Annotated in this window: 24 protein-coding genes; 16 read left to right on the top strand and 8 right to left on the bottom strand. The window is 64.4% G+C overall.

The genetic code is table 11. The features are described 5' to 3' along the window. The first annotated feature begins 45 nt into the window (after positions 1-45). The 4 genes from ACH6CX_RS11350 (at position 46) to ACH6CX_RS11335 (ending at position 5152) form a co-directional block, all read left to right on the top strand. Complete coding sequence (locus tag ACH6CX_RS11350; RefSeq protein WP_237064194.1) at positions 46-840, top strand: enoyl-CoA hydratase/isomerase family protein; 795 nt, start codon at positions 46-48, stop codon at positions 838-840. 68 nt (positions 841-908) lie between these two features. Further along, a complete protein-coding gene (locus ACH6CX_RS11345; RefSeq protein WP_334079135.1) occupies positions 909-2906 on the top strand; it encodes an acetyl/propionyl/methylcrotonyl-CoA carboxylase subunit alpha in 1998 nt (665 codons plus the stop codon). A 2-nt stretch (positions 2907-2908) separates the two neighbouring features. Further along, the gene (locus ACH6CX_RS11340; protein WP_232940753.1) at positions 2909-3805 is read left to right on the top strand and encodes a hydroxymethylglutaryl-CoA lyase; all 897 of its coding nucleotides are present in this window, start codon (positions 2909-2911) and stop codon (positions 3803-3805) included. A gap of 90 nt (positions 3806-3895) precedes the next feature. Then, entirely contained in the window at positions 3896-5152 is a 1257-nt protein-coding gene (locus ACH6CX_RS11335) for a DUF945 family protein (RefSeq protein WP_237064195.1), read from the top strand. A gap of 80 nt (positions 5153-5232) precedes the next feature. Here ACH6CX_RS11335 and ACH6CX_RS11330 read toward each other — a convergent pair whose 3' ends face one another. The 6 genes from ACH6CX_RS11330 to ACH6CX_RS11305 form a co-directional block, all read right to left on the bottom strand. Beyond that, positions 5233-5586 carry a hypothetical protein gene (locus tag ACH6CX_RS11330; RefSeq protein WP_255774772.1) on the bottom strand — a complete coding sequence of 118 codons (354 nt, stop codon included), beginning with the start codon at positions 5584-5586 and terminating at the stop codon, positions 5233-5235. Positions 5587-5677: 91 nt separating this feature from the next. Further along, positions 5678-7030, bottom strand: coding sequence for a response regulator (locus ACH6CX_RS11325; protein WP_334079134.1), 1353 nt, complete (start codon positions 7028-7030; stop codon positions 5678-5680). Positions 7031-7210: 180 nt separating this feature from the next. After that, positions 7211-7915: an aspartate/glutamate racemase family protein gene (locus ACH6CX_RS11320; protein ID WP_232940757.1), complete on the bottom strand. Its 705-nt coding sequence runs from the start codon at positions 7913-7915 to the stop codon at positions 7211-7213. Then, positions 7912-8430, bottom strand: coding sequence for an L-alanine exporter AlaE (gene alaE / locus ACH6CX_RS11315; RefSeq protein ID WP_232940758.1), 519 nt, complete (start codon positions 8428-8430; stop codon positions 7912-7914). The genes ACH6CX_RS11320 and alaE overlap by 4 nt, the downstream gene beginning before the upstream one ends. A 356-nt stretch (positions 8431-8786) precedes the next feature. Next, a complete protein-coding gene (locus ACH6CX_RS11310) occupies positions 8787-9932 on the bottom strand; it encodes a beta-ketoacyl-ACP synthase III (RefSeq protein ID WP_334079133.1) in 1146 nt (381 codons plus the stop codon). 162 nt (positions 9933-10094) lie between these two features. Next, entirely contained in the window at positions 10095-10757 is a 663-nt protein-coding gene (locus ACH6CX_RS11305) for a ComF family protein (protein ID WP_237064199.1), read from the bottom strand. Positions 10758-10907: 150 nt separating this feature from the next. Between ACH6CX_RS11305 and bioB the strand changes: the two genes are divergently transcribed. Genes bioB through bioC form a run of 3 tightly spaced genes read left to right on the top strand, consistent with a single transcriptional unit; the run spans position 10908 to position 14796 of the window. Beyond that, positions 10908-11972, top strand: coding sequence for a biotin synthase BioB (gene bioB, locus ACH6CX_RS11300; RefSeq protein WP_233006714.1), 1065 nt, complete (start codon positions 10908-10910; stop codon positions 11970-11972). Then, positions 11969-13192, top strand: a complete 1224-nt coding sequence (bioF, locus tag ACH6CX_RS11295; protein WP_237064201.1) for an 8-amino-7-oxononanoate synthase — start codon at positions 11969-11971, stop codon at positions 13190-13192. The genes bioB and bioF overlap by 4 nt, the downstream gene beginning before the upstream one ends. Next, positions 13189-14796, top strand: a complete 1608-nt coding sequence (bioC, locus tag ACH6CX_RS11290) for a malonyl-ACP O-methyltransferase BioC (protein WP_334079132.1) — start codon at positions 13189-13191, stop codon at positions 14794-14796. Before bioF ends, bioC begins: the two co-directional genes overlap by 4 nt. Positions 14797-14812: 16 nt before the next feature. Here bioC and ACH6CX_RS11285 read toward each other — a convergent pair whose 3' ends face one another. Beyond that, the gene (locus ACH6CX_RS11285) at positions 14813-15298 is read right to left on the bottom strand and encodes a murein L,D-transpeptidase family protein (protein ID WP_232940763.1); all 486 of its coding nucleotides are present in this window, start codon (positions 15296-15298) and stop codon (positions 14813-14815) included. 324 nt (positions 15299-15622) lie between these two features. Here ACH6CX_RS11285 and bioD point away from each other — a divergent pair, with 324 nt between their 5' ends. The 5 genes from bioD to ACH6CX_RS11260 all read left to right on the top strand — a co-directional run bounded on the left by bioD (position 15623) and on the right by ACH6CX_RS11260 (position 19623). Next, positions 15623-16306 carry a dethiobiotin synthase gene (gene bioD / locus ACH6CX_RS11280; protein ID WP_232940764.1) on the top strand — a complete coding sequence of 228 codons (684 nt, stop codon included), beginning with the start codon at positions 15623-15625 and terminating at the stop codon, positions 16304-16306. Positions 16307-16487: 181 nt separating this feature from the next. Beyond that, complete coding sequence (locus ACH6CX_RS11275; RefSeq protein WP_232940765.1) at positions 16488-18269, top strand: acyl-CoA dehydrogenase C-terminal domain-containing protein; 1782 nt, start codon at positions 16488-16490, stop codon at positions 18267-18269. 175 nt (positions 18270-18444) lie between these two features. Beyond that, positions 18445-18630: a DUF3094 family protein gene (locus tag ACH6CX_RS11270; protein ID WP_232940766.1), complete on the top strand. Its 186-nt coding sequence runs from the start codon at positions 18445-18447 to the stop codon at positions 18628-18630. Then, positions 18630-19298: a nitroreductase family protein gene (locus ACH6CX_RS11265; protein WP_232940767.1), complete on the top strand. Its 669-nt coding sequence runs from the start codon at positions 18630-18632 to the stop codon at positions 19296-19298. The genes ACH6CX_RS11270 and ACH6CX_RS11265 overlap by 1 nt, the downstream gene beginning before the upstream one ends. 70 nt (positions 19299-19368) lie before the next feature. Continuing rightward, on the top strand, positions 19369-19623 hold the full coding sequence (locus tag ACH6CX_RS11260; protein ID WP_232940768.1) for a hypothetical protein: 255 nt from the start codon (positions 19369-19371) through the stop codon (positions 19621-19623). Between the two features lie 32 nt (positions 19624-19655). On the opposite strand, the gene ACH6CX_RS11255 is transcribed toward ACH6CX_RS11260, so the two are convergent. Then, positions 19656-20117 (bottom strand): EVE domain-containing protein, encoded by a 462-nt coding sequence (locus ACH6CX_RS11255; protein WP_232940769.1) that lies wholly within the window; start codon positions 20115-20117, stop codon positions 19656-19658. A gap of 84 nt (positions 20118-20201) precedes the next feature. Here ACH6CX_RS11255 and ACH6CX_RS11250 point away from each other — a divergent pair, with 84 nt between their 5' ends. From ACH6CX_RS11250 to ACH6CX_RS11235, 4 genes are all read left to right on the top strand, one after another. Beyond that, positions 20202-21431 (top strand): sensor histidine kinase, encoded by a 1230-nt coding sequence (locus ACH6CX_RS11250; protein WP_233006715.1) that lies wholly within the window; start codon positions 20202-20204, stop codon positions 21429-21431. Then, positions 21391-22221 carry a LytTR family DNA-binding domain-containing protein gene (locus ACH6CX_RS11245; protein WP_232940770.1) on the top strand — a complete coding sequence of 277 codons (831 nt, stop codon included), beginning with the start codon at positions 21391-21393 and terminating at the stop codon, positions 22219-22221. The genes ACH6CX_RS11250 and ACH6CX_RS11245 overlap by 41 nt, the downstream gene beginning before the upstream one ends. 207 nt (positions 22222-22428) lie before the next feature. Then, positions 22429-22575, top strand: a complete 147-nt coding sequence (locus ACH6CX_RS11240; protein WP_396675431.1) for a hypothetical protein — start codon at positions 22429-22431, stop codon at positions 22573-22575. A gap of 73 nt (positions 22576-22648) precedes the next feature. Beyond that, on the top strand, positions 22649-24823 hold the full coding sequence (locus ACH6CX_RS11235; RefSeq protein ID WP_237064202.1) for a mechanosensitive ion channel domain-containing protein: 2175 nt from the start codon (positions 22649-22651) through the stop codon (positions 24821-24823). Positions 24824-24829 lie beyond the last annotated feature (6 nt).

Genomic DNA, 24829 nt, shown 5'->3' with positions numbered 1-24829 from the left:
GCTCCTGCAAGAAATTGAAACACGCCCGAAGACAAGGACCCGATTATGAGTGACAAGCTGCTGAGCGAAGTCGACAGCGAAGGTGTGGCTACGGTTACCCTCAACAGACCGGAAATTCACAACGCCTTCGACGATGACCTCATCCACCAGCTGGGCGAAACTTTCGACCGCCTGTCGCAGCAGCCCGGGGTACGCGCGCTGGTGCTGGCTTCGGAGGGCAAAAGCTTTTCCGCCGGTGCCGACCTCAACTGGATGAAGCGCATGGCGAACTATTCCGAGGAGGACAACCGCCGCGATGCCGCGGGCCTGGCGGCGATGCTGTACAAGCTGGATAACTTCCCCGCGCCCACCATCGCCCGCGTCCAGGGCGCAGCTTTCGGCGGTGCCGTGGGGCTGGTGAGCTGCTGCGATATCGCTGTGGCGAGCGAGCGTGCCAGCTTCTCCCTGTCCGAGGTCAAGATCGGCCTGTTGCCGGCCACCATCAGCCCTTACGTGATCAACGCCATCGGTGCGCGCCAGGCGCGCCGCTACTTTGTCACCGCCGAACGTTTCTCCGCCGAACGTGCGCGGGAGATCGGCCTGGTATCCGAGGTCTGCCCCGAGGGCGAGCTGGACCTGACCGTGCAGAAGCTGGTCAACGCGATCACCGACAATGGCCCCCGCGCTGTGGCGATGGCCAAGCAGCTGGCGATGTCCATGTCCAACCGCGTGGTGAACGAGGAGTTGCAGGGTCAGACCAGTGCCCTGATCGCCGCGGTGCGCGTTTCCCCGGAGGGGCAGGAAGGCCTGCAGGCGTTCCTCGACAAGCGTGCCCCGGAGTGGATGAAAGGCAGCGACTGAGCGCCCTTTAACAGCAAGACAGGCTGCCGGGCCGATAGCCGGCGGCCACAGTGAATGAAGAGCAAAGCATGATTCGCAAACTGTTGATTGCCAATCGCGGCGAGATCGCCTGCCGCGTAATCCGCACTGCCCGTCGCCTGGGTGTGGCGACTGTGGCCGTGTATTCCGATGCCGACGCCAACGCATTGCATGTGCAGTTGGCCGACGAGGCGGTGCGCCTGGGGCCGGCCCCGGCACGGGAATCCTACCTGGATATCGACAAGGTAATCGGGGCCGCCCGGCAGACTGGCGCCGATGCCATTCACCCGGGTTACGGTTTCCTGTCCGAGAATGCCGTGTTCTGCAGTGCCTGCGCCGAGGCGGACATTATTTTTGTCGGGCCGCCGGCTTCTGCCATCGAAGCGATGGGCTCCAAGTCCGCGGCCAAGCGGATTATGGAGGAAGCCAATGTCCCGCTGGTGCCCGGCTACCACGGCAACGACCAGGATGCCGGGACCCTGGCCGAACACGCCGAGCGTATCGGTTACCCGGTGCTGCTGAAAGCGGCGGCCGGCGGCGGCGGCAAGGGCATGCGCCGGGTGGACAGTGCGAAGGACTTCCATGACGCGCTGGAAGCGGCCAAGCGCGAGGCCCAGAACGCCTTCGGGGACGACCTGATGCTGGTGGAGCGCTATGTTCTGAGCCCGCGCCATGTGGAAATCCAGGTTTTCTGTGATGGGCAGGAAAATGGTGTCTACCTGTTCGAGCGCGACTGTTCCGTGCAGCGCCGCCACCAGAAGGTGGTGGAGGAAGCGCCGGCGCCGGGCCTGGACGAGGACCTGCGTCGTGAAATGGGTGAGGCGGCCCTGCGCGCGGCCCATGCCATCGGGTATGTGGGTGCCGGCACGGTGGAATTCCTGCTCGATGCCAGCGGCGACTTCTATTTCATGGAAATGAATACCCGCCTGCAGGTTGAGCACCCGGTGACCGAGATGATCAGCGGCCAGGACCTGGTGGCCTGGCAGCTGGCAGTGGCCGCGGGCGAGCCACTGCCCCTGGAGCAGGACGACCTGCAGATCGATGGCCACGCCATGGAAGTGCGGATTTATGCCGAGGATCCGGACAGCGATTTCCTGCCGGCTACCGGCACGCTGCTGCGTCATCGCCCGCCGAGCGAGACCGATTCCGTGCGCGTGGATACCGGTGTGCGTGACGGCGATGAAATCAGCGTGCATTACGACCCGATGATCGCCAAGCTGATCTGCCATGGCCGCAATCGCCGCGAAGCCCTGGCGAAGCTGGACCGCGCGCTGGGGGAATACCAGATCGCCGGGGTGCGCCACAACATTGAATTCCTGCGCCGGGTGATCAACCAGCCGGACTTTGCCGAAGGTCGTGTCACCACCCACTTTATCGACGACCATGCCGATGAGGTATTGCAGCCGCAGCGGAGCCTCACGCCGCTCAAGTGCGCAGCTATGGCGGTGGCGATCCATCGCCGCGAAGTGCGCGAGATGCGTGGGCGGGCACCGGCCGGGGACCAGTATTCGCCATGGCATGCCGGGGATAACTGGCGCAGCAACCTGACCAGCCAGCGCAACCATGTGGTCGACTACCACGGCCTGCACGCACAGCTCAGTTTCTCGGTGGTGGGTGACCGGTTGCAATGGCAATGCTCCGCCGACGATGCGGAAGACCTGGACGGCGAACTGCGCCTGTTACCCGGCGAAGATATTTCATTGCCGGACGGCCGCCGCGTGACACTGACCAGTGTGGATACCGTGGAGGGCGGCTCGGTCTTTTTCGATGGCGGGCAGGTAGAGTACCGCCTGCTGCCGCCGGATATCGGTGAGGGCGGCGAACATGCGCTGGGACTGGAAGCGCCCATGAACGGCACCATTGTCTCCCTGCTGGTGGAACCCGGTAGTGCGGTGGAAAAGGATCAACCGCTGCTGGTGATGGAGGCAATGAAAATGGAGCACACCCTGCGCGCGCCGGCTGCCGGTACCCTGCAGCAGTATTTCTGTGCCGCCGGGGAACTGGTGGACGGCGGCAGCCTGTTGATTGATTTTGTCGCGGAGGAATAAGCGTGTCGCTGCCAGCAAAAGTAAAAATGGTTGAGGTGGGCCCGCGCGATGGCCTGCAGAATGAAAAACAGGAAATTTCCGTGGCCACGCGGGTGGCGCTGGTGGACCGTCTCAGCGCCGCCGGCCTGCCGGTGATTGAGGCGGGCAGTTTTGTCAGCCCGAAATGGGTGCCGCAGATGGCCGCCAGTGAGGAAGTTCTGGCTGCGATCGAGCGCCGCCCCGGAATTACTTACAGCGCGCTGACCCCAAACATGAAGGGCTACGAGCGGGCCCTGCAGGCCCGCGCCGACGAGGTGGCGGTGTTCGGTGCCGCGTCCGAGTCGTTTACGCAGAAGAATATCAATTGCTCCATCGCCGAGAGCCTGGAGCGCTTTCGCCCGCTGCTGGAGCAGGCGCGCGCTGACGGTATCCGGGTGCGCGGCTACGTGTCCTGTGTGCTGGGCTGCCCCTACGAGGGCGATATCGCTCCGGAAAAGGTAGCCGAGGTGAGCGCCGCGCTGCTGCAGATGGGCTGTTACGAGATTTCACTGGGTGACACCATCGGCGTCGGCACCCCGGAGGCCGCACGCAAAATGGTCGAGACGGTGGCCGCGTGCGTGCCCATGGAAAAGCTGGCGGTGCACTTCCACGATACCTACGGCCAGGCGCTGGCAAACATCTATGCGGCGTTGCAGGCCGGGGTGACGGTGGTGGATTCGGCCGTGGCCGGGCTGGGAGGCTGTCCCTATGCCCGCGGTGCCTCTGGCAATGTGGCCAGCGAGGATGTGCTCTATATGCTCAATGGCCTGGATATCGACACCGGGGTCGACCTGCACAAGCTGGTTGCGGCCGGAAACTTCATCTCCGCCGAGCTGGGCCGCGAGAGTAACTCCCGTGTTGCCCGGGCCATCACTGGCTGATCCCCACCGCCCGGGGGCTGCCTGAGCCCCTTCGGGCGGCCCCTGCCATACAGAATCTGCTAACATCGGCGCAAAGTCACCGAAACTGCAATGCCGATGAAACTGCTGAAGATTTCCCTCCTCGCCCTCACGTTCCTGCTGGTTGTTGTTGCCCTCGCCGCCCCCGGATTTATCGGTCCTCAGGTGGAGCAGCAGTGGCAGCAGCAGTTCGCGCGCCTGCAGGGGGCCGATAACACCGGCTACCAGCGGGGCTGGTTCGGAGCCGAGGCGGGCACACGGGTCAGTGGTCGTGACGGTGACACCCGACTGCGCAGCGAGATCCAGCACGGCCCGGTGGTGTTTACGGCTGCAGGCCCGCGGGTGGGCCTGCTCTACAGCGAGACCCGCCTGTCGGTGGAACAACTGGCACCGGCGCTGCGGGCCCAGCTGGAAAAAATTTACGGGCGCCTCGACCATAGCCCGGCGGTGCTGGAATCACTGGTGGGTGCCGACAACAGGGTCCGCAATGTGCTCAGGCTGGAGCCCTTCACCCGCAGCGACAGCGGCGGTGAGCTGAGTTTCGGCGGGGCCGAAATCGTGGTCGAGAGCGATTATGCCGGCACTGCGGTCGCCGGTACGCTGGAGATCGGCGCTGTGCAGCGTCGCCAGTTCGCGCTGGACAAGTTTTCGTCCGCTGCAGTGACAGGTCGCTTCAGCTTTATTCCGGGCGAATCCGGGGAATTGTCCCTGTCGCTGCCGGAACTGAAGGCCGACTCCGATGCCGGCCCGGTGGAAATCCGTGAGGCTACGCTGGCACTGCGGGCCCGGCGGCTCGATACCGGGAACCTCGAAGTCCACTCCGATCTACAGGTGCCACAGGTCCAGTCTGCCACCCCGGTCTCATCCTTGCAGCAGCAGGTAACCCTGCCGGATATTGCGCTGGCGGACCTGGGGCATTTCCTCCATGCCCTGTTGCTGGTGCCCGCGGCAGAGCGCGACTGGCCCGAGATCATGCGCAGGCCATTGCAGCTCCAGCAACAGGCGGCAATCCAGTCGGCCAATGGTCCCATGCTGATGGACCTGGATATGGACTGGCGTGGCATGCCGGCGGGGATGCGGCCGGCAAAGCAGGCCCCCGGCCAGTGGCTGCAGCCGCTGGTGGGGACCATGACGTTCACTTCCGCCGAGCAGGCATTGATGCAGTCGCCGCTGGTGGGGCAGGCCATCGCGTTGCGGGAATACGGCCTGTTGCTGCAGGAGGGTGATGAGCTGCAGATGCTCCTGGAGGTCAATCGCGGTGACCTGCGGGTAAACGGCCAGCAACTGCCACCGGACCTCTTTATGCTGGCCCTGGGCGGCGGTTTCTAGGCGGTGCAATTGGCGCTGGAGGGGATAATGTCGCCCGCCGCCAGCAAGGCAGCGGGCTGGTATGCGAGGTCGGTTACCGGTCAGTAAGCGGGCCGGTTGTCTGCCAGTGTCAGCCAGCCACGTACCACGCGGTAGACCACCCACACCCAGCTGATGCCCAGGATCAGGAAGCCGAGGCCCATGATCCACCAGGTCAGGGAGCCGATCACAAACCACAGCAGGCTGAACCAGAAAGTACGGATCTGCCAGCGGAAATGCGACTCGGCCATGGTGCCGCGCACGTCGCCGCGCTTGACGTAGTTGATCAGCACCCCGACAAAGAAGGGCACCGCGGTAAACAGGCTGATGGCCTGGATCAGGTAAACGAGGGTGGCAAGGTCACGCCCGGACTGCTCGCGTGCTTCCTGGTTCTGGATCGGGTATTGCTCGGTCATCGCTTCTCTCACAAGGGGTTCCGGCCATTATAGTGCGGCCCCGATACCGCTTTTCAAGCCGGACCCCATTTCGCACCGCCGCGTGCGCGGCTCACTTTAACGCCCAGGCGGTGTGCACGTTGCGGTCCCGCCAGGCCTTCAGCTGCTGGATGGAAGAGCGCATCATATTCAGTACTTCCGTGCGTTGGTGGCGACAGTACTCGCGCTCACTGTCGGTGCCCAGAGAGTCGGCCAGCGTGCGCAGGCGAGAGGCGATGGCCTCGAGGCCGACTTCCTCGGAGCTGGCGGCCGCGGAGCGCGCCTGCTGTTCCGCATCCAGCCAATGGCGGCCAGTCAGGGCGCTGGTAAGGGAGGTGATGCGCTTGGGCAGGGCAGCAATGCGGCTGCTGAGCAACTCGGCAAAGGCCAGGTGGCCCAGCGTGTCCCGCTGGCGCTCCAGCGTGGCGGGGTTCAGCAGGCGGGAGGTGTCCGCCTTGGCCGGGCGGCGCGGCTGTTGCCGGGCGCGGCGGGAGACCCAGTTGAGCAGCTGCTGCAGCTGTGTATCCATCACCGGCCGGGCGAGCACCCCGGTCAGCCCCTCGGCCTGGTAGCGCTCCTTCTCGCCGCCCAGCAGGGCATTGACCAGCGCAAAAATCGGCAGGTCGCGGCCGGAATGCCGCCGGATCTTGCGGGTCACCTCGACACAATCCAGCTGGCCCAGGTCGCAGTCGAGTAGCACCAGGTCGAATTTGTCCCGGCCCGCGGCCTCGGCGCCGTCGAGGCCATTGGTCATACGCACGACCCGGTGTCCCCGTTGCTCCAGCGCCCCCAGCAGGGTGTCCTGCTCTTCGTTCTCCACCAGTAATACCGACAGGCTGCCCGATGAGCGGGCGGGCTGGGTGCCGGGCTCTGCGACCGGGATATCTGCACCGCCGCGTCGCCGCAGTTGGGACAGGGCCTGCAGGGCGGCTTCCAGTTGCCGCTGTGCCATTTCCGCCAGCCCGGCCGACTCGGGGTCGCCACCCCGCAGGAGCAGGTTGAGGGTACCCTGCACAGCTTCCAGGGGGCGCTGGAGCCGGTGGTTGATGGTGGCGTGCACATCGTTGCGCTCCTGCCGGAGCAGCTCAACGGTGTCGCGGGTTTCACTAAGCTGTACGTCGCGCCGGGCGACCTCGTTGTTGGTGGCCTGCAGGCGCCGGTACAACTTGGTGTTGTCGGACTTGAGGCGCTCGATAGTGGCGCTCGATTGCATTGCGGCGTGCCCGGCGCGCTGCCGTATAAAAAGGGCGGCAACCGCTGTCGCCACCAGCGCTGTGGCCAGCAACACTGGCCATACGAGTGCCACCTGGGTATCGGTAAACAACTCCGGCAGGGGGGCAGCGGAGACGGGGGCGGCACCGGCGAAGGCGAGCACCGCCAGGGCGGCGCGCACGGGAATGCCAGCGCGATCCATGGTATTTATCATCCTTGTAACCATTCGCTGTGGAGCGGACCAATTCCTGCGGTCCGGGGGTATTGGGGCGGTCGTAACCACCCTGCGGTTCAATCCTCAATACTAGATAATGCAAAAGTCTGCACTATACAAGCGAGATGGGGGGATAAACCGGACAGTTTGGGGTGCGTTGGTACTAACTGAGGCGCCCTGTCAGGCGGCGCAGGGCAGCCTCTGCCGCAACAACTGCAGCATGCGCTCAGAGGGCAGGAACAGGTGGATGCCCTCGCAGTGACGCAGCAGCTCCGGATAGAAATAATCGAAGTGAGTGCAACCGAGGATCAGGATCTGCACACCGCTCTTGACCAGGGCGGCGGCCAGGTCGTCGAGGGCATGCTGGCGCACGATCACCTCCGGCGGGATCTGGTCCTCGATGTCCTCGACGATCTGCAGATTGCCAATACCGATGACCTTGGCGGTATTGTTGCGCGAAAGGATCTCGCGCTCGATATTGGCACAGCTCTGGCAGTTGGCCGCCAGCAGGCCGAAGTTGCGATAGCGCCCGGTCAGTTCGGCATAGACATCGAGTGGGGAAATCACCTCGATCGGGGCCGAGGCGCGCACCTTTTCCAGGTCCACGGCACCGGAAAGGGAGTTGCAGTAGATCATGGCCGCATCGGCGCCGGCCCGGTGCAGCTCGACAATTGCATCCACCAGCTGGCTGGTCAGGGCGTTGCGATCCAGGGCCTGCAGGTTGGTCTGGGCCTGGGGAGATGCGGACAGGGACAGGCCGATACCCCGGACCTGGCGCTCGGCAAGGAAAGTGAGCCCGAACTGGGTGTCTGTGGCGGTGCCGGCGACGATGCCGATGGTCAGGTCACTGTTCTTTATCTCGTTTTCCAGCACTACTGACCTCATTGCGGATCCAGCGTCATGGTGGCGTCGATGCCGCGGGACCGCCTATTTATCCACATCCGGCGCAGCCAGTCGAGATAAATTCCGTAGGGCCGGCCCAGGGCGCCGGCAATGACCAGGAAGGTGGCGCTGGCCGTGGCGATCTCGGCCCAGCTGGCGCCGCCCAGCAACATATTGCCCACGTAGAGCGGGAACTGGAAGCTGAGGAAAACAAAGGTGTCCAGCAGGTAGGCATTGACCGGCCCACGCCCGCCAAAGCGGTCCGCCACCCAGTGGCGATAGACCCCGAACGGGCGCGCGATCAGGGTATTGAACACCACCGCCATCAGGCGTACCTGGATATGCTCCTGCAGGCTCATGCCGGCCAGCAGCAGCTCGATCGGGATGGCAACGGCCCAGGAGAAGCTGTTCATGGCAAAGATGTCCAGCACTAGCTCCCGTCGCCGGCACAGGGTGTGGCCGGGGGGCGCCTCAATGGCGGGCATCTCCGGTGGAGTAATGGTGGTGGCAGTTGACATGGTACTTCTGGATATCGGGGGCCGCTAAGCGGGCCGTTGGGTTCAATCACTGGATGAGGCGGCGATTATATCTACAGTTCGGATAAAATCTAGTCTGCATATATTAAGAATATGTGAAAAATAAACTGTATATCTCGATCTATGCTTTTTATTGGAGCAAATATCACTCTCAAGCCGGTCTTCGAGTAAGGTTGGTCATCACTGATCGGGACAGCCGGGGTGGGCAGTGAAGAGGGTGCGGGCCCGCGGGTGCCGGGTGGGGGCAAAGGGGCAAAGGGGCGAAAGGTGGGGTTGAGCGGCAATTGAGGGGGCAGGGTGGTCGCCGGACCACCCGTTTCCAGCGGCAGGAGCCGCAATCAGCGGCGGGCCTTTTCCACTACTAGGCTGCCAATGGAATAGCCGGCACCGAAGGAGCAGATGACCCCCCGGTCGCCCGGTTGCAGGTCGTCGCGATAGAGGTGGAAGGCAATGACCGAGCCGGCGCAGCCGGTGTTGGCATAGCGGTCCAGTACCACCGGGGCGCGCTCTTCACTGGCGCCATCGCCCATCAGCTTTCGCGCGATCAGGTTGTTCATGTTGATATTGGCCTGGTGCAGCCAGTAGCGGGCCAGCTCTGCAGGGGCGCCCCCGGTTTCGCGGACATGTTCCTCAATGTGCGCGGCGGCCATGGGGCAGACTTCCTTGAACACCTTGCGGCCGTTCTGGCGGAACAGCTTGCCATCGCCGAACGGATCCACATCCGCGGCGCGGGAGGTGTAGCTGAAGTTGGAGCGGATGTTGTTGGAAAACACCGTCTTTGCGCGGGTGCCGAGAATCTCCCAGGCATCGTCGGCGGTACAGGTCTCGGCGCTCTCGACCACACTCGCCACCGCCACATCGCCAAAAATGAAGTGGCTGTCACGGTCGGTGTAGTCGACCTGGGGCGAGGCCAGCTCCGGATTGATCACCAGCACGGTTTTCGCCGCACCGGAGCAGATGGTATCCACCGCGCGCTGCAGGGCGAAGGTGGCGGATGAGCAGGCGACTTCCATATCGAAGGCAAAGCCGTCGATGCCCAGTGCACCCTGGATCTCGATGGCGATCGCGGGATAGGCCCGCTGAAGGTAGGATGCGCCCACGATCACCGCATCGATATCCCCCGGTTTCTTGCCGGCGGCGGCCAGCGCGTCCCTGGCGGCGGCCAGGCCCATCTCCGCCTGCAGGCAGAGCTCGTCGTCAGCGCGCTCAGGCAGGTAGGGGCGCATGCGTTCCGGGTCGAGGATACCTTCGCGGCTGACCACAAAACGGCTCTTGATACCCGACGCCTTCTCGATGAACTCCGCCGATGACAGCGGCCTGGCAGCTATCTCTCCGGCCTCGATGGCATCCGCATGTTCGGCGTTGAAGCGCTCGGCGAAGCGGTTGTAGGCGTCGACCAGCTCTTCGTTGCTGATCGAATGGGGCGGTGTCCAGAGGCCGGTGCCGCTGATCACCACACTGCGCGGCAGCTTGTTGTCACTCATCGCTGGGATTCCCGTCTGGCGCTCGACGGCGTGCGAGCGGCTGGTCACTAGGTATAACGTTAGCAGCGCTGCCCCCGGATTGAGACTCCGGTGCCAGGCTGGCGTGGGGCGCTATTCTGACGGGATGTCGTTTTCCGGTCTATTTCCGTTGAGGACGGAGTGTCAGGGGGTTCTGGCCAGTGCGAAGGCGCTTATAGACACGGCACCGGCGGAGTGCAGGGTGCGCGCCGCCGCCTCCAGGGTGGCGCCGGTGGTCATCACATCATCCACCAGCCCCACATGCAGGCCATCGAATCGCCCGCGGGCGACAAAGCAGCCCTCCAGGTTGCGCAGCCGCTGCCGCCGGTCGAGTCCCCGCTGGCTGGCGCCGGCCCTGGCCCGGCGCAGCTTGCCGGTATGGACCGGGAGCCCCCACGCATCCCCCAGCTTTGTCGCGATCACCTGGGCCTGGTTGAAGCCACGCTGCCAGTAGCGGCGCCAGTGCAGGGGAACAGGGACCAGGATATCGGGCGGTGGGGCCGGGGGGCCGAGCTGTGCAGCCGCCAGCATTGTGAGACTGTGCGCCGCCGCCATATCCCCCCGGTCCTTGAAGCGTCGCACCAGCTGCGCCACCGGGTAGGCGTAGTGCCAGGCACAGTGTGCCGCGTCGAAGGCCGGAGGCCGGCGCAGGCACCGGGGGCAGGTGGCCGCCACCGGCAGGGGAAGGGCGCAGCGGGGGCAGGCGCATTGCAGTTGCGGCAGATCCGCGCTGCAGGCATGGCAGATGCCGGCGGCAGTGCCCGCAGGGCGGCTGCACAGCAGGCACAGTGCCAGCCTGCGTGACAAAAAATGTGAAATCAGTCTGTAAACCATTCCCTGGCCATTTGGTTGACAGCGGTCCGGCCACCGCTAAACTGGCGACTTTACCGGTGCCATCCATAACAAGCCGCCGCCAATAATCGATGGGAGACTACCCCTGTGACCGCCGCCCAGCAAATGACCAACGCCTCCTCCCTGTACGCCGGGGAGCGCCACGACTGGACCCGCCAGCAGGTCCTGGACCTGTTCGCGCTGCCGTTCAATGACCTGTTGTTTACCGCCCAGCAGGTGCATCGCATGCACTTCGATCCCAACCGGGTACAGGTGAGCACCCTCTGTTCCATCAAGACCGGCGCCTGTCCCGAGGATTGCGCCTACTGCCCACAGAGCGCCCGCTACGATACCGGGCTGGAGCGGGAGCAACTGATGAAGGTGGAAAAGGTGGTCGAGGAGGCGCGTGCGGCCAGGGCCAGTGGCGCCACCCGTTTCTGCATGGGGGCCGCCTGGCGCTCACCGAAGAAAAAGGACATGCCGTATGTCACCCGCATGGTGCGGGAAGTGAAAGCGCTGGGGCTGGAGACCTGCATGACCCTGGGTATGCTGAAGGACGAACAGGCCCGCGAACTGGCCGAGGCGGGGCTCGACTACTACAACCACAACCTGGATACCTCGCCGGAGTACTACGGCGAGATCATCACCACCCGCACCTACCAGGACCGCCTGGAAACCCTCGACCGGGTTCGCGCCGCGGGCATGAAAGTCTGTGCGGGCGGTATCGTCGGCCTGGGCGAGGGCGAGAAGGACCGTGCCGGGCTGCTGATGCAGCTGGCCAACCTGCCGGAGCACCCGGAGTCGGTGCCGATCAATATGCTGGTGAAAGTGGCCGGCACCCCGCTGGAAGATGAGAAGGACCTGGACCCGTTCGAGTTTATCCGCTGCATTGCCGTGGCCCGCATCATGATGCCAAAGTCCCACGTGCGTCTGTCCGCCGGGCGCGAGGCGATGAGTGACGAGATGCAGTCGCTGGCCTTCCTGGCGGGTGCCAACTCGATTTTCTACGGTGAGAAGCTGCTCACTACCGGTAACCCCGAGGCCAACGAGGACATGCAGTTGTTCGCCCGCCTGGGCATCCAGCCGGAGGAGTACCAGCAGTACGCGGATGAATCCGAGGTGGAGGCAGACCTCGGTGCCCGCATCGCCGAACAGGAAAACGACCCCTACTTCTACGACGCCGCAAAATGACTGCCGCCAGTCCGCTGGCGGATATGCTCCGCCAGCGCCTCGATGAGCGCCGCGAGCGCAAGCTTTACCGCCAGCTGAAAACCCTGGCCGCCGCGCCGGGGCCGGAAGCGGAAGTGGACGGCGCTCCGCTGGTGGCTTTCAGCAGCAATGACTACCTGGGCCTGGCCACCCATCCGGCGGTCATTGCCGCGCAGCAGGCCGGGGCCGGGCTGGGCGCCGGTGCGACCGCTTCCCACCTGGTCAACGGGCACCTGCAGGTGCACGAGCAGCTACAGCAGAAAATCGCCGAACTTACCGGCCGCGAGGCGGCGCTGGTATTCTCCAGCGGCTATATGGCCAATGTCGGCACCATCTGTGCCCTGGTGGGGCGCGGCGACAACATCATCTCCGACAAGCTCAACCACGCCTCCCTGATCGACGGCGCGCGCCTGTGCCGCGCCGAGAGCCTGCGTTTTGCCCACAGCGACTTGCCTGCACTGGAGCGCCAGTTGCAGCGGGCGCAGCGCAACGGCGGCAATATCCTGGTGGCGGTGGACGGTGTCTACAGCATGGACGGCGACTGTGCCCCCCTGGCCGGGATTGCCGCGCTGTGCCGGCAGTACGACGCCTGGCTGATGGTGGACGAGGCCCACGGCTTCGGGGTCATGGGCAGCGATGAGCTGCCTGCCGCCGGCAGTGCGGCGGCTGCGGGCCTGGGACCGGAGCAGGTACCGGTGTTGATGGGTACCCTGGGCAAGGCGGCGGGCAACGCTGGTGCCTTTATTGCCGGTTCGCGGCAACTGGTGGATTTCCTGGTGCAGTTCGCCCGCCCGTATATCTATACCACCGGTATGCCGCCGGCGGTGGCCGCCGGCAGCATCGCCGCGCTGGAGCTGATGCAGGGCGAGCCCGCCCACCGCCGCCGTTTGCAGGCACGTATCGACCAGTTCCGCCAGCGGGCAGGCGAGCTCGGGCTGCCTCTCATGCCCTCCGCCAGCGCCATCCAGCCACTGCAGCTGGGGTGCGAGGAAACTGTGGTGCAGGTCGCCGCCCGGCTGCAGTCACAGGGCTACCTGGTAGGTGCCATCCGCCCACCGACGGTGCCCGCCGGTACCGCGCGGTTGCGAATTACCCTGTCCGCCGCCCACAGCGCAGCGCAGGTCGAGGGCCTGCTCGCCGCCCTGGCCGCGGCACTGCCCGGTGGCGTTACCCGCGATGTGACCACGGGAGAGCAATCGTGAATGAGTCCCTCTCGCTGGTATTCCTGCACGGCTGGGGCGGTGACAGCCGCATCTGGGAGCCACTGTGCACGCAGCTGGGGGAATCCTCCGACCTGCCCACAGTCACCATCGACCTGCCGGGCTTCGGCAGTCGCGCCGGCGAACCCTGGCCCGATGACGAAACCCTGCTCGCCGATATCGCCGCCCGTTTACCCGGGCCCTGTGTGCTGGTGGGGCACTCCCTGGGGGGCATGCTGGCGTTGCGGCTGGCGGCGCACGAGGCCCGGGACGGCAACGGCAAAATCCGTGGCCTGTGCACCATCGGAGCCAACGCCAGTTTTGTCGGGCGCGAGCAGTGGCCGGGGATGGAGCCGCGGGTATTCGAACAGTTCTGCCGCGGCTTTGCCGCGGATCCGGCGGCGACGCAGGCGCAGTTCTGCGGCCTGCAGGCCCGGGGCGACCGGGCGATGCGGCCAGTCATGAAACAACTGAAACAGTGGATACAGCCCGTGACCGGGCCCGCCTGGGGGCGGGCCCTGGAGGTTCTGGGGCGCTGGGATAATCGCGCCCTGATAGCCGGCTGGCAGGATTCGCGCGTGCCCGCCCTGCACCTGCTCGGTGAGGGTGACGCGCTTGTGCCCGTGGCAGCAGCGGCCGAGCTGCGGGCGCTGGGCGCCGATGCGCGGGTGCTGGAGGGGGCTGGCCATATGCCGCAGCTCTCCTGCCCCGGACTGGTGGCGAAGCAACTCTGTGTTTTTCTCCAGGGAATCCACGAAACCGAAAGCGACGGGGCGCCCTTCGACAAGCGCGCGGTGGCGCGCTCCTTCGGGCGCGCCGCCAGCAGTTACGACCGGGCAGCCCACCTGCAGCGGGCCGTGTGCCGGCAGCTGCTGGGCCGCCTGGAAACCAGCCGGCCACCGCAGCGGATTCTCGACCTGGGAAGCGGCACCGGTTACGGCTGTGAGCTGCTGCGCCGTCGATATCCCGACGCCGAGATCATCGCGCTGGACCTGGCCGAGGGCATGCTGGACTACGCGCGTCGCGAACGCCCGGTGGCAGACCACTATATTGCCGCCGACGCGGAATTCCTGCCGCTGGCGGACGCCAGTGTCGACCTGGTGTTCTCCAGCATGGCGCTGCAGTGGTGTTACCGGTTGCCGGGGCTGTTTGCCGAGCTGCGCCGGGTGCTGGCGGACAATGGCAGCTGCCAGGTGGCAACACTCGGCCCGGGGACCCTGGATGAACTGCGGCGCAGCTGGGCCGCCGTGGATGGCGGTGTGCACGTCAATCGTTTTCTCCCCGCCGGTGACTGGCTAGCGGCTGCGAGGGGGGCCGGGTTGTCCGGTGCGCTGAAGTCCGAGGGCCGGGTGCTGCACTTCGATACCGTGATGGAATTGATGCGGGAGCTGAAAACCATCGGTGCCCATAACGTCAATCGCGATGCCGGGCGCGGATTGACCGGCCGCGCGCGCCTGCAGGCCCTGGCGGAAGCCTATGAGCAGTGGCGGACGCCCGCCGGCCTGCCGGCCAGTTACGAGCTGCTCTACCTGGATCTCGAGGCCGGGCAGGCGTCGAAAAACAAAACGGGCGCCGGCTGTACAGCGGGCGCCCGTCGGATGATCTAGCTGGTCCCGGAGGGGATCAGGGGTAGATGGAGATAGGGGTGGGGGTATCCACCATGGCCCAGATCTCGTCCATCTCACGGTTGTTCACCGCGATACAACCGTCGGTCCAGTTCATCCTTTTCAGGTAATCTTCCATACCGGTCCACTGCGGCTTGATGCCGTGGATCATGATATCGCCACCGGGATTGACACCCAGGCGCCGTGCGCGGGCCTTGTCCGCCCGGTTCGGGTAGGAGATGTGGATCGAGCGGTAAAAGCGGCTCTGCGGGTTTTTCCAGTCGAGGGTATAGCGGCCTTCCGGCGTGCGCTCGTCACCCTGCTGGATTTTGTGACCACGGGGGTTGTCGCCAAAAGAGACCTTGTAGCTCTTGAGCACGCGGCCATTTTTCTTCAGCTGCATCAGCGCCTTGGATTTGTACACGACGACCTCGTCCGCCTTGGTCACAGCGGCGGAGGCAAAGAACGGGGCAAGCAGCAACAGGGCAAAAGCAATGTATCGCATAATCTCGGTAACGCGTCTGGTTGGTCAAGGTTCCGGTTGTGTCAGCTTCCCTGCTATCGCATGGCGCGGCGGTCAGGAGTCACGCTGGGTGGCTCCGGCGGCACGGCACATACGGTGCGACTTTGATGGCAATGCTGGGTGACAGCGCTGTCCTTGATTGCCAGCCCGGTAAACCCGGGACTTTCATTGGAGAAATTATCCTAACCCGGGGCTATATACAGCGGCCGGCTGATTAATAATTACTCTAAGTGGGTAATTTATCAGCAAGTAGACGGCGTTTAAAGAGGCGTCAAGAAAAAAACTGCAAATTCAGGAGGGGTACCAGTGGCCAGATCCTTTTTCGTTGCCGGCACCGACACAGAGGTCGGTAAAACCCATGTGACCGCGGCCCTGCTGGCCGCTGCTGCCGCTCGCGGGCTGCAGACGGCAGCGGTGAAGCCGGTGGCCTCCGGCTGTGAGTGCACCCATGAGGGCCTGCGCAACGCCGACGCGCTGCTGCTGCAGGAAGCGATGACCATGGAGTTGCCCTACCAGCAGGTCAACCCGATCGCGCTCGAACCGGCCATCGCCCCCCATATTGCTGCGATGGAGGCGGGCAAGCGCCTGGACGTGGGGCGCCTGGCCGGCGTGTGCCGCGGGGTCATGAATAGCGGTGCCGACCTGGTGCTGATCGAGGGGGCGGGGGGCTGGCGCACCCCGTTGGGGCCGCGCGGGTTCCTGTCCGACCTGCCGCGGGAGCTGGATATCCCGGTGATCCTGGTGGTGGGAATGCAGCTGGGCTGCATCAATCACGCACTGCTGACTGCAGAGTCGATACGCCGTGATGGCCTGCAGCTGGCCGGCTGGGTGGCCAACTTTGCCCGCGAGGGCATGGCGCGCCCGGAAGAAAACCTGGCCACACTGCACCACCTCCTGCCGGCCCCGCTGCTCGGGGTGGTGCCGTTCGATGAGGCGGCCGACTACCGTGTCGCTGCGGAGCACCTGGGCCTGGATCCGCTCCTTTCCTGAGCACGGGCCAGTGGGTTCCCGCTGGAGTCCACTGGCCCGGGCTGCGGGTATCCGGTCGAGAGCCCGCATCCCCCCATCTGCCTGTCCGCGCCTCCGGTGCATGCAAAGACAGTTGACAAGTCCCTGCTGCGCGCCTAGATTCAAACGGCTGTTTGAAACAACTGAATGAGGCACACGGAGCATGGCTGACTACAAGGCCCCCCTGCGGGAGATGAACTTCCTGCTGCACGAAGTTTTTGCTGCGGATGAGCTCTGGGCACGCCTGCCCGGGCTGGCCGGCGCGGTGGATCGCGAGACCGCTGACGCGATTCTCGAGGAAATGGCCAAGCTCGCCGCCAACACCCTGGACCCGATCAACCGCTCCGGCGACGAAGAGGGCTGCCAGTGGGACGACGGCGTGGTCACTACTCCGGCGGGCTTCAGGGAAGCCTATGCCACTTTCTGTGAGGGCGGCTGGGGCGCACTGCTGGGCAACCCGGAATACGGCGGCATGGGCATGCCCAAAATGCTGGGCGCACAGGTCGAGGAGATGATCAACTCCGCCAATATCTCCTTCGCCCTCTATCCGGTGCTGACTGCCGGTGCCTGCCTGGCGCTCGATGCCCACGGCAGTGAGGAGCTGAAGCAGAAGTACCTGCCGAAGATGTACGAGGGTACCTGGTCCGGTGCCATGGACCTGACCGAGCCCCACGCCGGTACCGACCTGGGCATTATCCGTACCAAGGCCGAGCCGCAGGACGACGGCAGCTACAAGGTCACCGGCAGCAAGATCTTTATTACCGGCGGCGACCAGGACCTGTCCGAGAACATCATCCACCTGGTGCTGGCCAAGCTGCCCGATGCGCCGAAGGGACCCAAGGGGATCTCCCTGTTCCTGGTGCCGAAGTTCCTGGTGAACGAGGACGGCAGCCTGGGCGAGCGCAACGCGGTCAACTGCGGTTCCATCGAGCACAAGATGGGCATCAAGGCCTCCGCCACCTGCGCGATGAACTTCGACGGCGCCACCGGCTGGCTGGTGGGCGAGGTGAACAAGGGCCTGGCGGCCATGTTCACCATGATGAACTACGAGCGCCTGGGTGTGGGCATCCAGGGCCTGGGCGCCTCCGAGCGCTCTTACCAGAACGCGCTGGAGTACGCCCGCGAGCGTATCCAGAGCCGCTCCCCGGCGGGCCCGCAGCAGGCCGACAAGGCCGCTGACCCGATCACCGTACACCCGGATGTGCGCCGCATGCTGCTTACCCAGAAAGCGCTGATCGGTGGCGGCCGCGCCCTGTCCACTTACGTGGCGCAGTGGCTGGATATCGCCAAGTTCGGTGAGGGTGATGAGAAGAAAAACGCGGAAGCGATGGTGGCCCTGCTCACCCCGGTAGCCAAGGCCTTCTTCACCGATATGGGCCTGGACTGCACCGTGACCGGCCAGCAGGTGTTTGGCGGCCACGGCTATATCCGCGAATGGGGCCAGGAGCAGCTGGTGCGCGACGTGCGCATTACCCAGATTTACGAGGGCACCAACGGTATCCAGGCTCTCGACCTGGTGGGCCGCAAGACCGTCGCCAACGGCGGGGCCTTCTTCAACCTGTTTGCCGACGACGTGCAGGCGTTCGTCGACACGCACATCGATAACGAACACCTGGCCGAGTTCGTACAGCCGCTGGCGGAAGAGCTCCAGCGGCTGCGGGATGTCACCGGAAAGATCATCGAGGCCGCCAAGGCCGACCCCCACGCGCCGGGCGCCGCCTCGGTGGAGTACCTGCACCTGTTCGGTTACGTGGCCTACGCCTTTATGTGGGCCAAGGCTGCCGCCGTGGCCCTGCCTAAAGTGGATGGGGACAGCTTCTACAAAGGACAGGTCAAGACCGCGCGCTTCTATTTCCAGCGCCTGTTGCCGCGCACCCGCGGACTGGCCGCCAGTGTCGATGCCGGCAGCCACAGCCTGATGGATATCGAGGAGGAGCTGCTGTAGGCAGCCCCGCTGTAAGCGGCCCCCTCGACCTGTTTCCAAGCAGCCTTGCCAGCCCCGCCCAGCGGGGCTTTTTTTTGCCTGCTTGCCGGCCGCTTTTACCGTCAGCGGCTTTCTCCTAAACTGCTCCTGAACTCTCCGCGCGGACCCGGGGGCATAACAACAGGCGAAATATCCCATGAACGATAAGAAAAAACTTTCCGACGAGGACCAGGCACGGGTCGACAGATTCCTCCACAGCGGCGTCAACGAGACCGAGCGCAAGCCGTTCCGCCCGCTGCTGTTGCTCGGTGTGATCGTGGGGGTGCTGACCCTGCTCTCATTGCTCAGCCTCTTTATTGCCAGCACCAAGGGGGTGGTCTGATGGGGGCCCCGGGTGAGTTTGTGCCGCTGCAGTTTGAGCCGCTGGGTGAGACAGAGATGTGCAGCCGCGCCAGCGCGTTTTACCAGTTGATGCGCCGGCGGCGCACGGTGCGCGACTTCAGTGCCGCGCCGGTGCCCCGTGCGGTCATCGAGGATGCGATCCGCACTGCCGGCAGCGCCCCCAGCGGGGCCAATATGCAGCCCTGGCATTTCGTGGTGGCCGAGAGTGCGGAGATCAAGCGCAGGATCCGCCTGGCGGCGGAAGAGGAGGAGCGTGAATTTTACCAGCGTCGTGCCTCGGAGGAGTGGCTGCAGGCCCTGGAGCCGTTGGGCACCGACGCCCACAAACCCTTCCTGGAGACGGCGCCCTACCTGATCGTGGTGTTCCTGAAAAAATTCACCAGTGCCGGGGACGGCGAGCGGCGCAAGAATTACTACACATCCGAATCGGTGGGCATTGCCACTGGTATGCTGATCGCCGCCCTCCACAACGCCGGCGTCGCGACACTCACCCACACACCCAGCCCGATGAGGTTCCTCAACCAGATCCTCGGGCGCCCGGCCACGGAAAAGCCGTATATGATCCTGGTGGCGGGCCTGCCGGCCGAGGGGGCGGAGGTGCCGGCCATCGACAAGAAGCCGCTGGGGGAAATCGCGGACTTTGTCTAGCCCACTGCTGGTCTGCGGTGCCCCGGCCGGGCTATAGTCAGCTGGCAAGAGCATAATGGGCCTTTAAACTATGAAAATAAGAAAATTTATTCTCACGCTGGGCCTTGTGATGGGCCTGGGCGGTTGTAGCAGCCTGGCACAGATATTCCTGGAGAATGCCAGTGACAGCCGGATTCGCTACAGCTCCCATTGCCAGAGCCTGCGTATGCAGTGTCGCGGGGAGAATTACCGCGAGTGGGAGACCTCAACCGGCCGCCGGGGCTGTTCCTGCGACGGTCCCTCCAACCAGCAACCCACACCGGGGGATGTCCTTGGCCCCCGCTGAACCGGCCCCTGCCCAATAAGCGGCGCCGGGGATCAGCCCCGTCCCATTCGCAGCAGGTGGCGCCATTCACCCGCGGCCACCGGCTGCACCGACAGGCGTCCCTGCTTTACCAGCACCATTTCCTGCAGGTCGGGGTCGGCCTTGATCGTCGCCAGCGGCACCGGCCGCGCGAATTCTCCCTGCCAGCGTATATCCACGCAAAACCAGCGCGGTTTTTCCTGCGTCGCCTTGGGGTCAAAATAGGCTGATTCGGGGTCGAACTGGGCCGGATCCGGGTAGGCCTCCCGGACCACCACGGCGGTGCCCACCACGGCCGGCACCCGGCAGGCGCTGTGGTAAAACAGCACCCCGTCCCCTTCCCGCACCCGGTCCCGCAGGAAATTGCGCGCCTGGTAGTTCCGGATCCCGTCCCAGCGTCCCGTGCGGTCCGGCTCAGCGGCCAGGTCCTGCAGGCTGTATTCATCGGGTTCGGACTTGAAAAGCCAGTAGTTCAAGGGGGCTCCTGCGGCAGTCTGTTGCCAGGCTGCGCCCGGCGGTATTTCGCCCGGGGCAGCGGGCAATTAGTATGTTTGACCAAAGTGGGAAGGGCCCCGTTCGGCCCCAGTGGCCGCATCGGCGGCTTCCCGGCAGTAAATTCTGCGCGGATCCCGGTCCGCGCGCAATTGCGGAACCATATGGGCAACAATGTCTTTCACTGGCTGGCCGAGAGGCTCGCCACGCATCGCTGGCAATACCGGGCCCTGCAGCTTTCCGGCTGGGGCGGTTACACCCTGCTCACGTTTGTCGGCAGCTTCTTCTGGGTGGAGAACCACTGGCTGCATACCGGTTATATCGCCGCGGCCACCGCGTCCGGCGTGCTGCTGTCCGAGGTCATGCGGCGAGGTTTCCAGCGCCTGTGGAACAAGCCCCCGGCGCTGCGACTGTTCGGGTCCCTGGGCGTGGTGGCGCTGGCGGCGGTCCTCTGGGCGGCAATCAAGTTCGCGGGCTCGGCCTGGCTTTACGGCACCGAGAAGGGCGAGCACCCGGCAGTCCTGGCCGTCTACTGGTTTTCCTACTCATTCCTGATCCTGATGACCTGGGCGGCGCTCTATTACGGCATCAAGTACTACCAGACCTCGCTGGCGCAGCAGGCCAAGGCTCTGCGTGCCGAGTCCATGGCGCACCAGGCGCAGCTCAAGATGCTGCGCTACCAGCTCAATCCGCATTTCCTCTTCAATACCCTCAATGCCATCTCCACGCTGATCCTGGACAGCCAGGGGCGCACGGCCAACGACATGGTGTCGCGCCTGTCGCAGTTCCTGCGCCACTCGCTGGATAACGACCCGATGCAGAAGGTCACCCTGGCCAAGGAAGTCGAGGCGCTGATGCTCTACCTGGATATCGAGAAGGTGCGCTTCGATGACCGCCTGGCGGTAAACGTCGACCTGGATGGCGACTCGCCGCGGGCACTGGTGCCCAGCCTGTTGCTGCAACCGCTGGTGGAAAATGCGATCAAATACGCTATCTCACAGCGGGAGTGGGGCGGCGAGATCAATATCAAGGCGCGGGTGTTTGCCGGTGAACTGTTGCTGGAGGTAAGCGACAATGGCCCTGGCGTATCCGAGGAGGTGCTGGCTGGCCTAGGGTCCGGGCAGGGCGTGGGTATCCGCAACACCTGCGAGCGCCTGCGTGCACTCTATGGCCCGGAGCAGAAGGTGCGCTTCCGCAACCGCAATGAGGGAGGGCTGGCAGTGCATATAAGAATTCCCTACCAACAGGAATCGAGACATGAGTGGCAACCGAGACAGACTGAGAGCCATCGTCATTGACGATGAACCCCTGGCCCGCAAGGGCCTGCGCCTGCGGCTGCAGGCCCTGGGTGATGTAGAGGTGATCGGCGAGTGCAGCAATGGTCGCGAGGCCCTGGAGCAGGTGCCGGCACTGCGGCCGGATGTCCTGTTTGTGGACATCCAGATGCCCGGGGTCGACGGCTTGCAGATGGTCCAGCAACTGCCGCGGGAAGAGATCCCGCAGGTGGTCTTTGTCACTGCGTACGACCAGTACGCGGTGGAGGCGTTCGAGGTCAATGCCGTGGACTACGTGCTCAAGCCCATCGAGGAAGAGCGGTTGCGGACCGCCATGGAGCGGGTGCGGAACAAGATCGCCAGCGCTGATATTGCCACCCAGCGGGAGCAGCTGCTGGAAGCGGTGGCGGACCTTACCAGCGAATCCCCCGAGGTGCTGGAACAGAAACTGGCGGCGGGAGATCTCCAGGGGGAGTGGGGCGGTAGCCGCTACCCGGAAAAGATAGCCATCAAGGATGCGGGCCGGATCACCCTGGTGCCCGCCGCCGACATTGACTGGATCGATGCCGCCGGTGACTACATGTGCGTGCACGCCAATGGCGAGACCCATGTCATGCGTATCACCATGAAGGAGCTGGAGCAGCAGCTGGACCCGGCGAAATTCCAGCGGATCCATCGCTCCACTATCGTCAACCTGGGCCGGGTGCGGGAGATATGCGCGCATATCAACGGCGAGTACCACCTGGTGCTTAATAATGGCGAACGCCTCAAGATGAGTCGCAGCTACAAGAACAAGGTCCAGCACTTTCTCTGACATCCGCTGGCCGCTGCATAGTCCCTCCCGCGCCGGCCGCTAGCCGGCGGACTTTGAAGGCTAATCCTGGCCAGTGTCGTGATCTGGTTGCGGGACCGGTCGTGGCTCGCGGCGGCGCCAGCTGAGGCGGTTCTCCAGCAGCCGGATGCCACATTGACTGTGGGGTTCTGCGTCCATTGCATGGACTTGGGCGGTTGAGTGCCTGCCATGCACATTACCGCCACCGCCACCGCCACCGCCACCGCCACCGCCACCGTCACTATCGCGACCGGGACAGCCGCAACCGCTCCGACCTGGCGCGAATCTATCGGTGCTGACAGGCTGGAAAAGCGGCTGGACTACACTGAAAACTGAGTCCGCGGATGCATCCGGCACCCGCGCGCTCGTGCATTTCTTGCGCCAGGGACTTTCATGGACTGATACGGCTATGGTGGGTGATCCCGGACTTTCCCCTCCGTGCGCTCGTGGCGCAACACTGCCATTGCCCTCCCGGGCGGCAGCTTTCCTGCTGGCATTACTGCTGACTCTTTTTTCCTGCCAGGCACTGGCGCAATTACCCGGCACCAAGAAGCCCGAGGAGTTTGCGCCGGAGATTCCCGATTTCGATAACCTCTCCGCTGACTGGTGGACCGGCTGGCCCGACGCCACCCGGGAACAACGGGAGCAGTGGTATGGGGAATTGCGGGAAGCCTGGCAGGAGCGACGCGAAAAACTACCGGACAGCAAACCGGTACAGGATCTCGCCCGTTCGATCACTACCACGCTGGAGGACATCGACAATACCTGGGACCGTTACCGGGAATACCAGAAAACCCCCTTCCTGCCCGACGTCGAATACCCGCAGAACCCCAATGTCCTGCAGTGGGCCCAGACTGACCAGATTGTCGCCCAGTCCCGCCGGCGCCTTTCCAGCATGCAGCTGGAAGCGCAGAGTCTCGATGAATCCCAGGCCGCCTCCCTCGACCGGTTGCGCAAGCAGGTGGCGGCGCTGCGGGAAGTGAGTGGCGATCCCACCGCGGTGCAGGTGGCCACCCTGAACCTGCTGCTGGCCCAGTTGCGTCACCTGGATGTGGTGGAGCGCCGCAAGACCGTGGCGGAACGGACCTCTGCCTGGGAAGAGGAAATCCGGCTCGCCGAGCAGCAGCTGGAGCGCATGCTGGCGGAACTCCAGTACAGTGAAGCGGCCGCGGAAAAACTGCAGCAGGATATCGAGAAGAAGGAGGAGGCGATCAGCGAGACCTCCGCCCAGGAGAAGCAGCTGGCCGAAACCCGGCCGCGCTCAGCCGATCCCGGCTTGCGACTGGAGCGCGAGCTGCGACTGATGGAGTTGCGCCTGCAGGAAACGGAAGAGCAGTTGCGCCGGCACAAGCTGGAGCAATTGCTGGCCATGAACAACGTCCTCAACCCGGACGCGGAAGACGTGAACCTGGTGCAGAGTCGCGAGCTGGTGGAGCGAGCGCGGGGCGTGGTGGATAAGACGTTACGCGAGCTGAACGTACGCCAGCGACAGGTGGCCAGCTGGCGGCGGGAAGACAGTGAGGTAATGAACCGCTGGTGGAATTACTTCGAAAAAGTCAGTAACGCAGTAACCCGCATCGATGACCTGGTTGAGGATGCCCTGCGTTATGAGTCCGCGGCCCTCAAGGTATTCCAGCAGCGCCAGGGGTGGTGGCGCACCGTGCGCGAGCAGGCCGGTTACCTGGGTAATGTGGTGGCCACCAGCTGGCGCAACCTGGCGAATTACAAACTGTTCAGTATCGCGGAAAACCCGATTTCCCTGCGGGACATCGCCAAAATCCTGCTGGTGCTGATCGGGGCCTTTGTGGTTTCCAACCTCGCCCGCCGCTTCCTCGGCCGGCTGGTGGCCAAAAACCGGGCCAGCGAATCGTCCATGTATAATCTGGGGCGGGTGCTGCACTACTGCCTGATCGCAACCGGCCTGTTAGTGGCTTTGGTCATGCTGGGACTGGATACGTCGAAGCTGGCACTGGTTGCCGGTGCCCTGTCGGTGGGTATCGGTTTCGGCCTGCAGGCAATCTTCTCCAATTTTATCTCGGGCCTGATCCTGCTGTTCGAACAGCCGCTGCGGGTCGGCGACCTGGTGGAGCTGGAGTCGGGGGTGTTCGGCCGTATACGCGACATCAATGTCCGCTCCACACGCATTACCACGCGCGACAATATCGATATCCTGGTGCCCAACACCGAGTTCGTTGCCGGGCGGGTGATCAACCACACACTGGATGACCCGGTGCGGCGTATCCATGTGCCGTTCGGGGTTGCCTACGGCTCGGATCCCGATGTCGTGCGCGAGGCGGCCATGGAAGCGGCCGAGCGGGTGAACATCACCCACACCGACTGGCAGCGCAAGACCGAGGTCTGGCTGATGGAATTCGGTGACAACGCACTGAACTTCAAGCTGGTGGTCTGGGTAAACAGCAATATGGTTTCGCCCCTGGGGGACCCCTACGCCCTCTATAACCTGGAGCTGTTGCGCGAGTTCAACCAGCGCGGCATCGAGGTACCCTTCCCGCAGCGCGATGTGCACGTACGCAGCTGGGAGCCGCCGGTACCACTACACCTGCAACGGGGCGAGCGGGAATAGTGAGGC

Origin of the sequence: Microbulbifer sp. JSM ZJ756, assembly GCF_044383805.1 — a bacterium.
GTDB lineage: Bacteria > Pseudomonadota > Gammaproteobacteria > Pseudomonadales > Cellvibrionaceae > Microbulbifer > Microbulbifer zhoushanensis.
The sequence above is the reverse complement of the archived record's forward strand: the minus strand, read 5'-3'. Positions and strand labels throughout refer to the sequence as shown.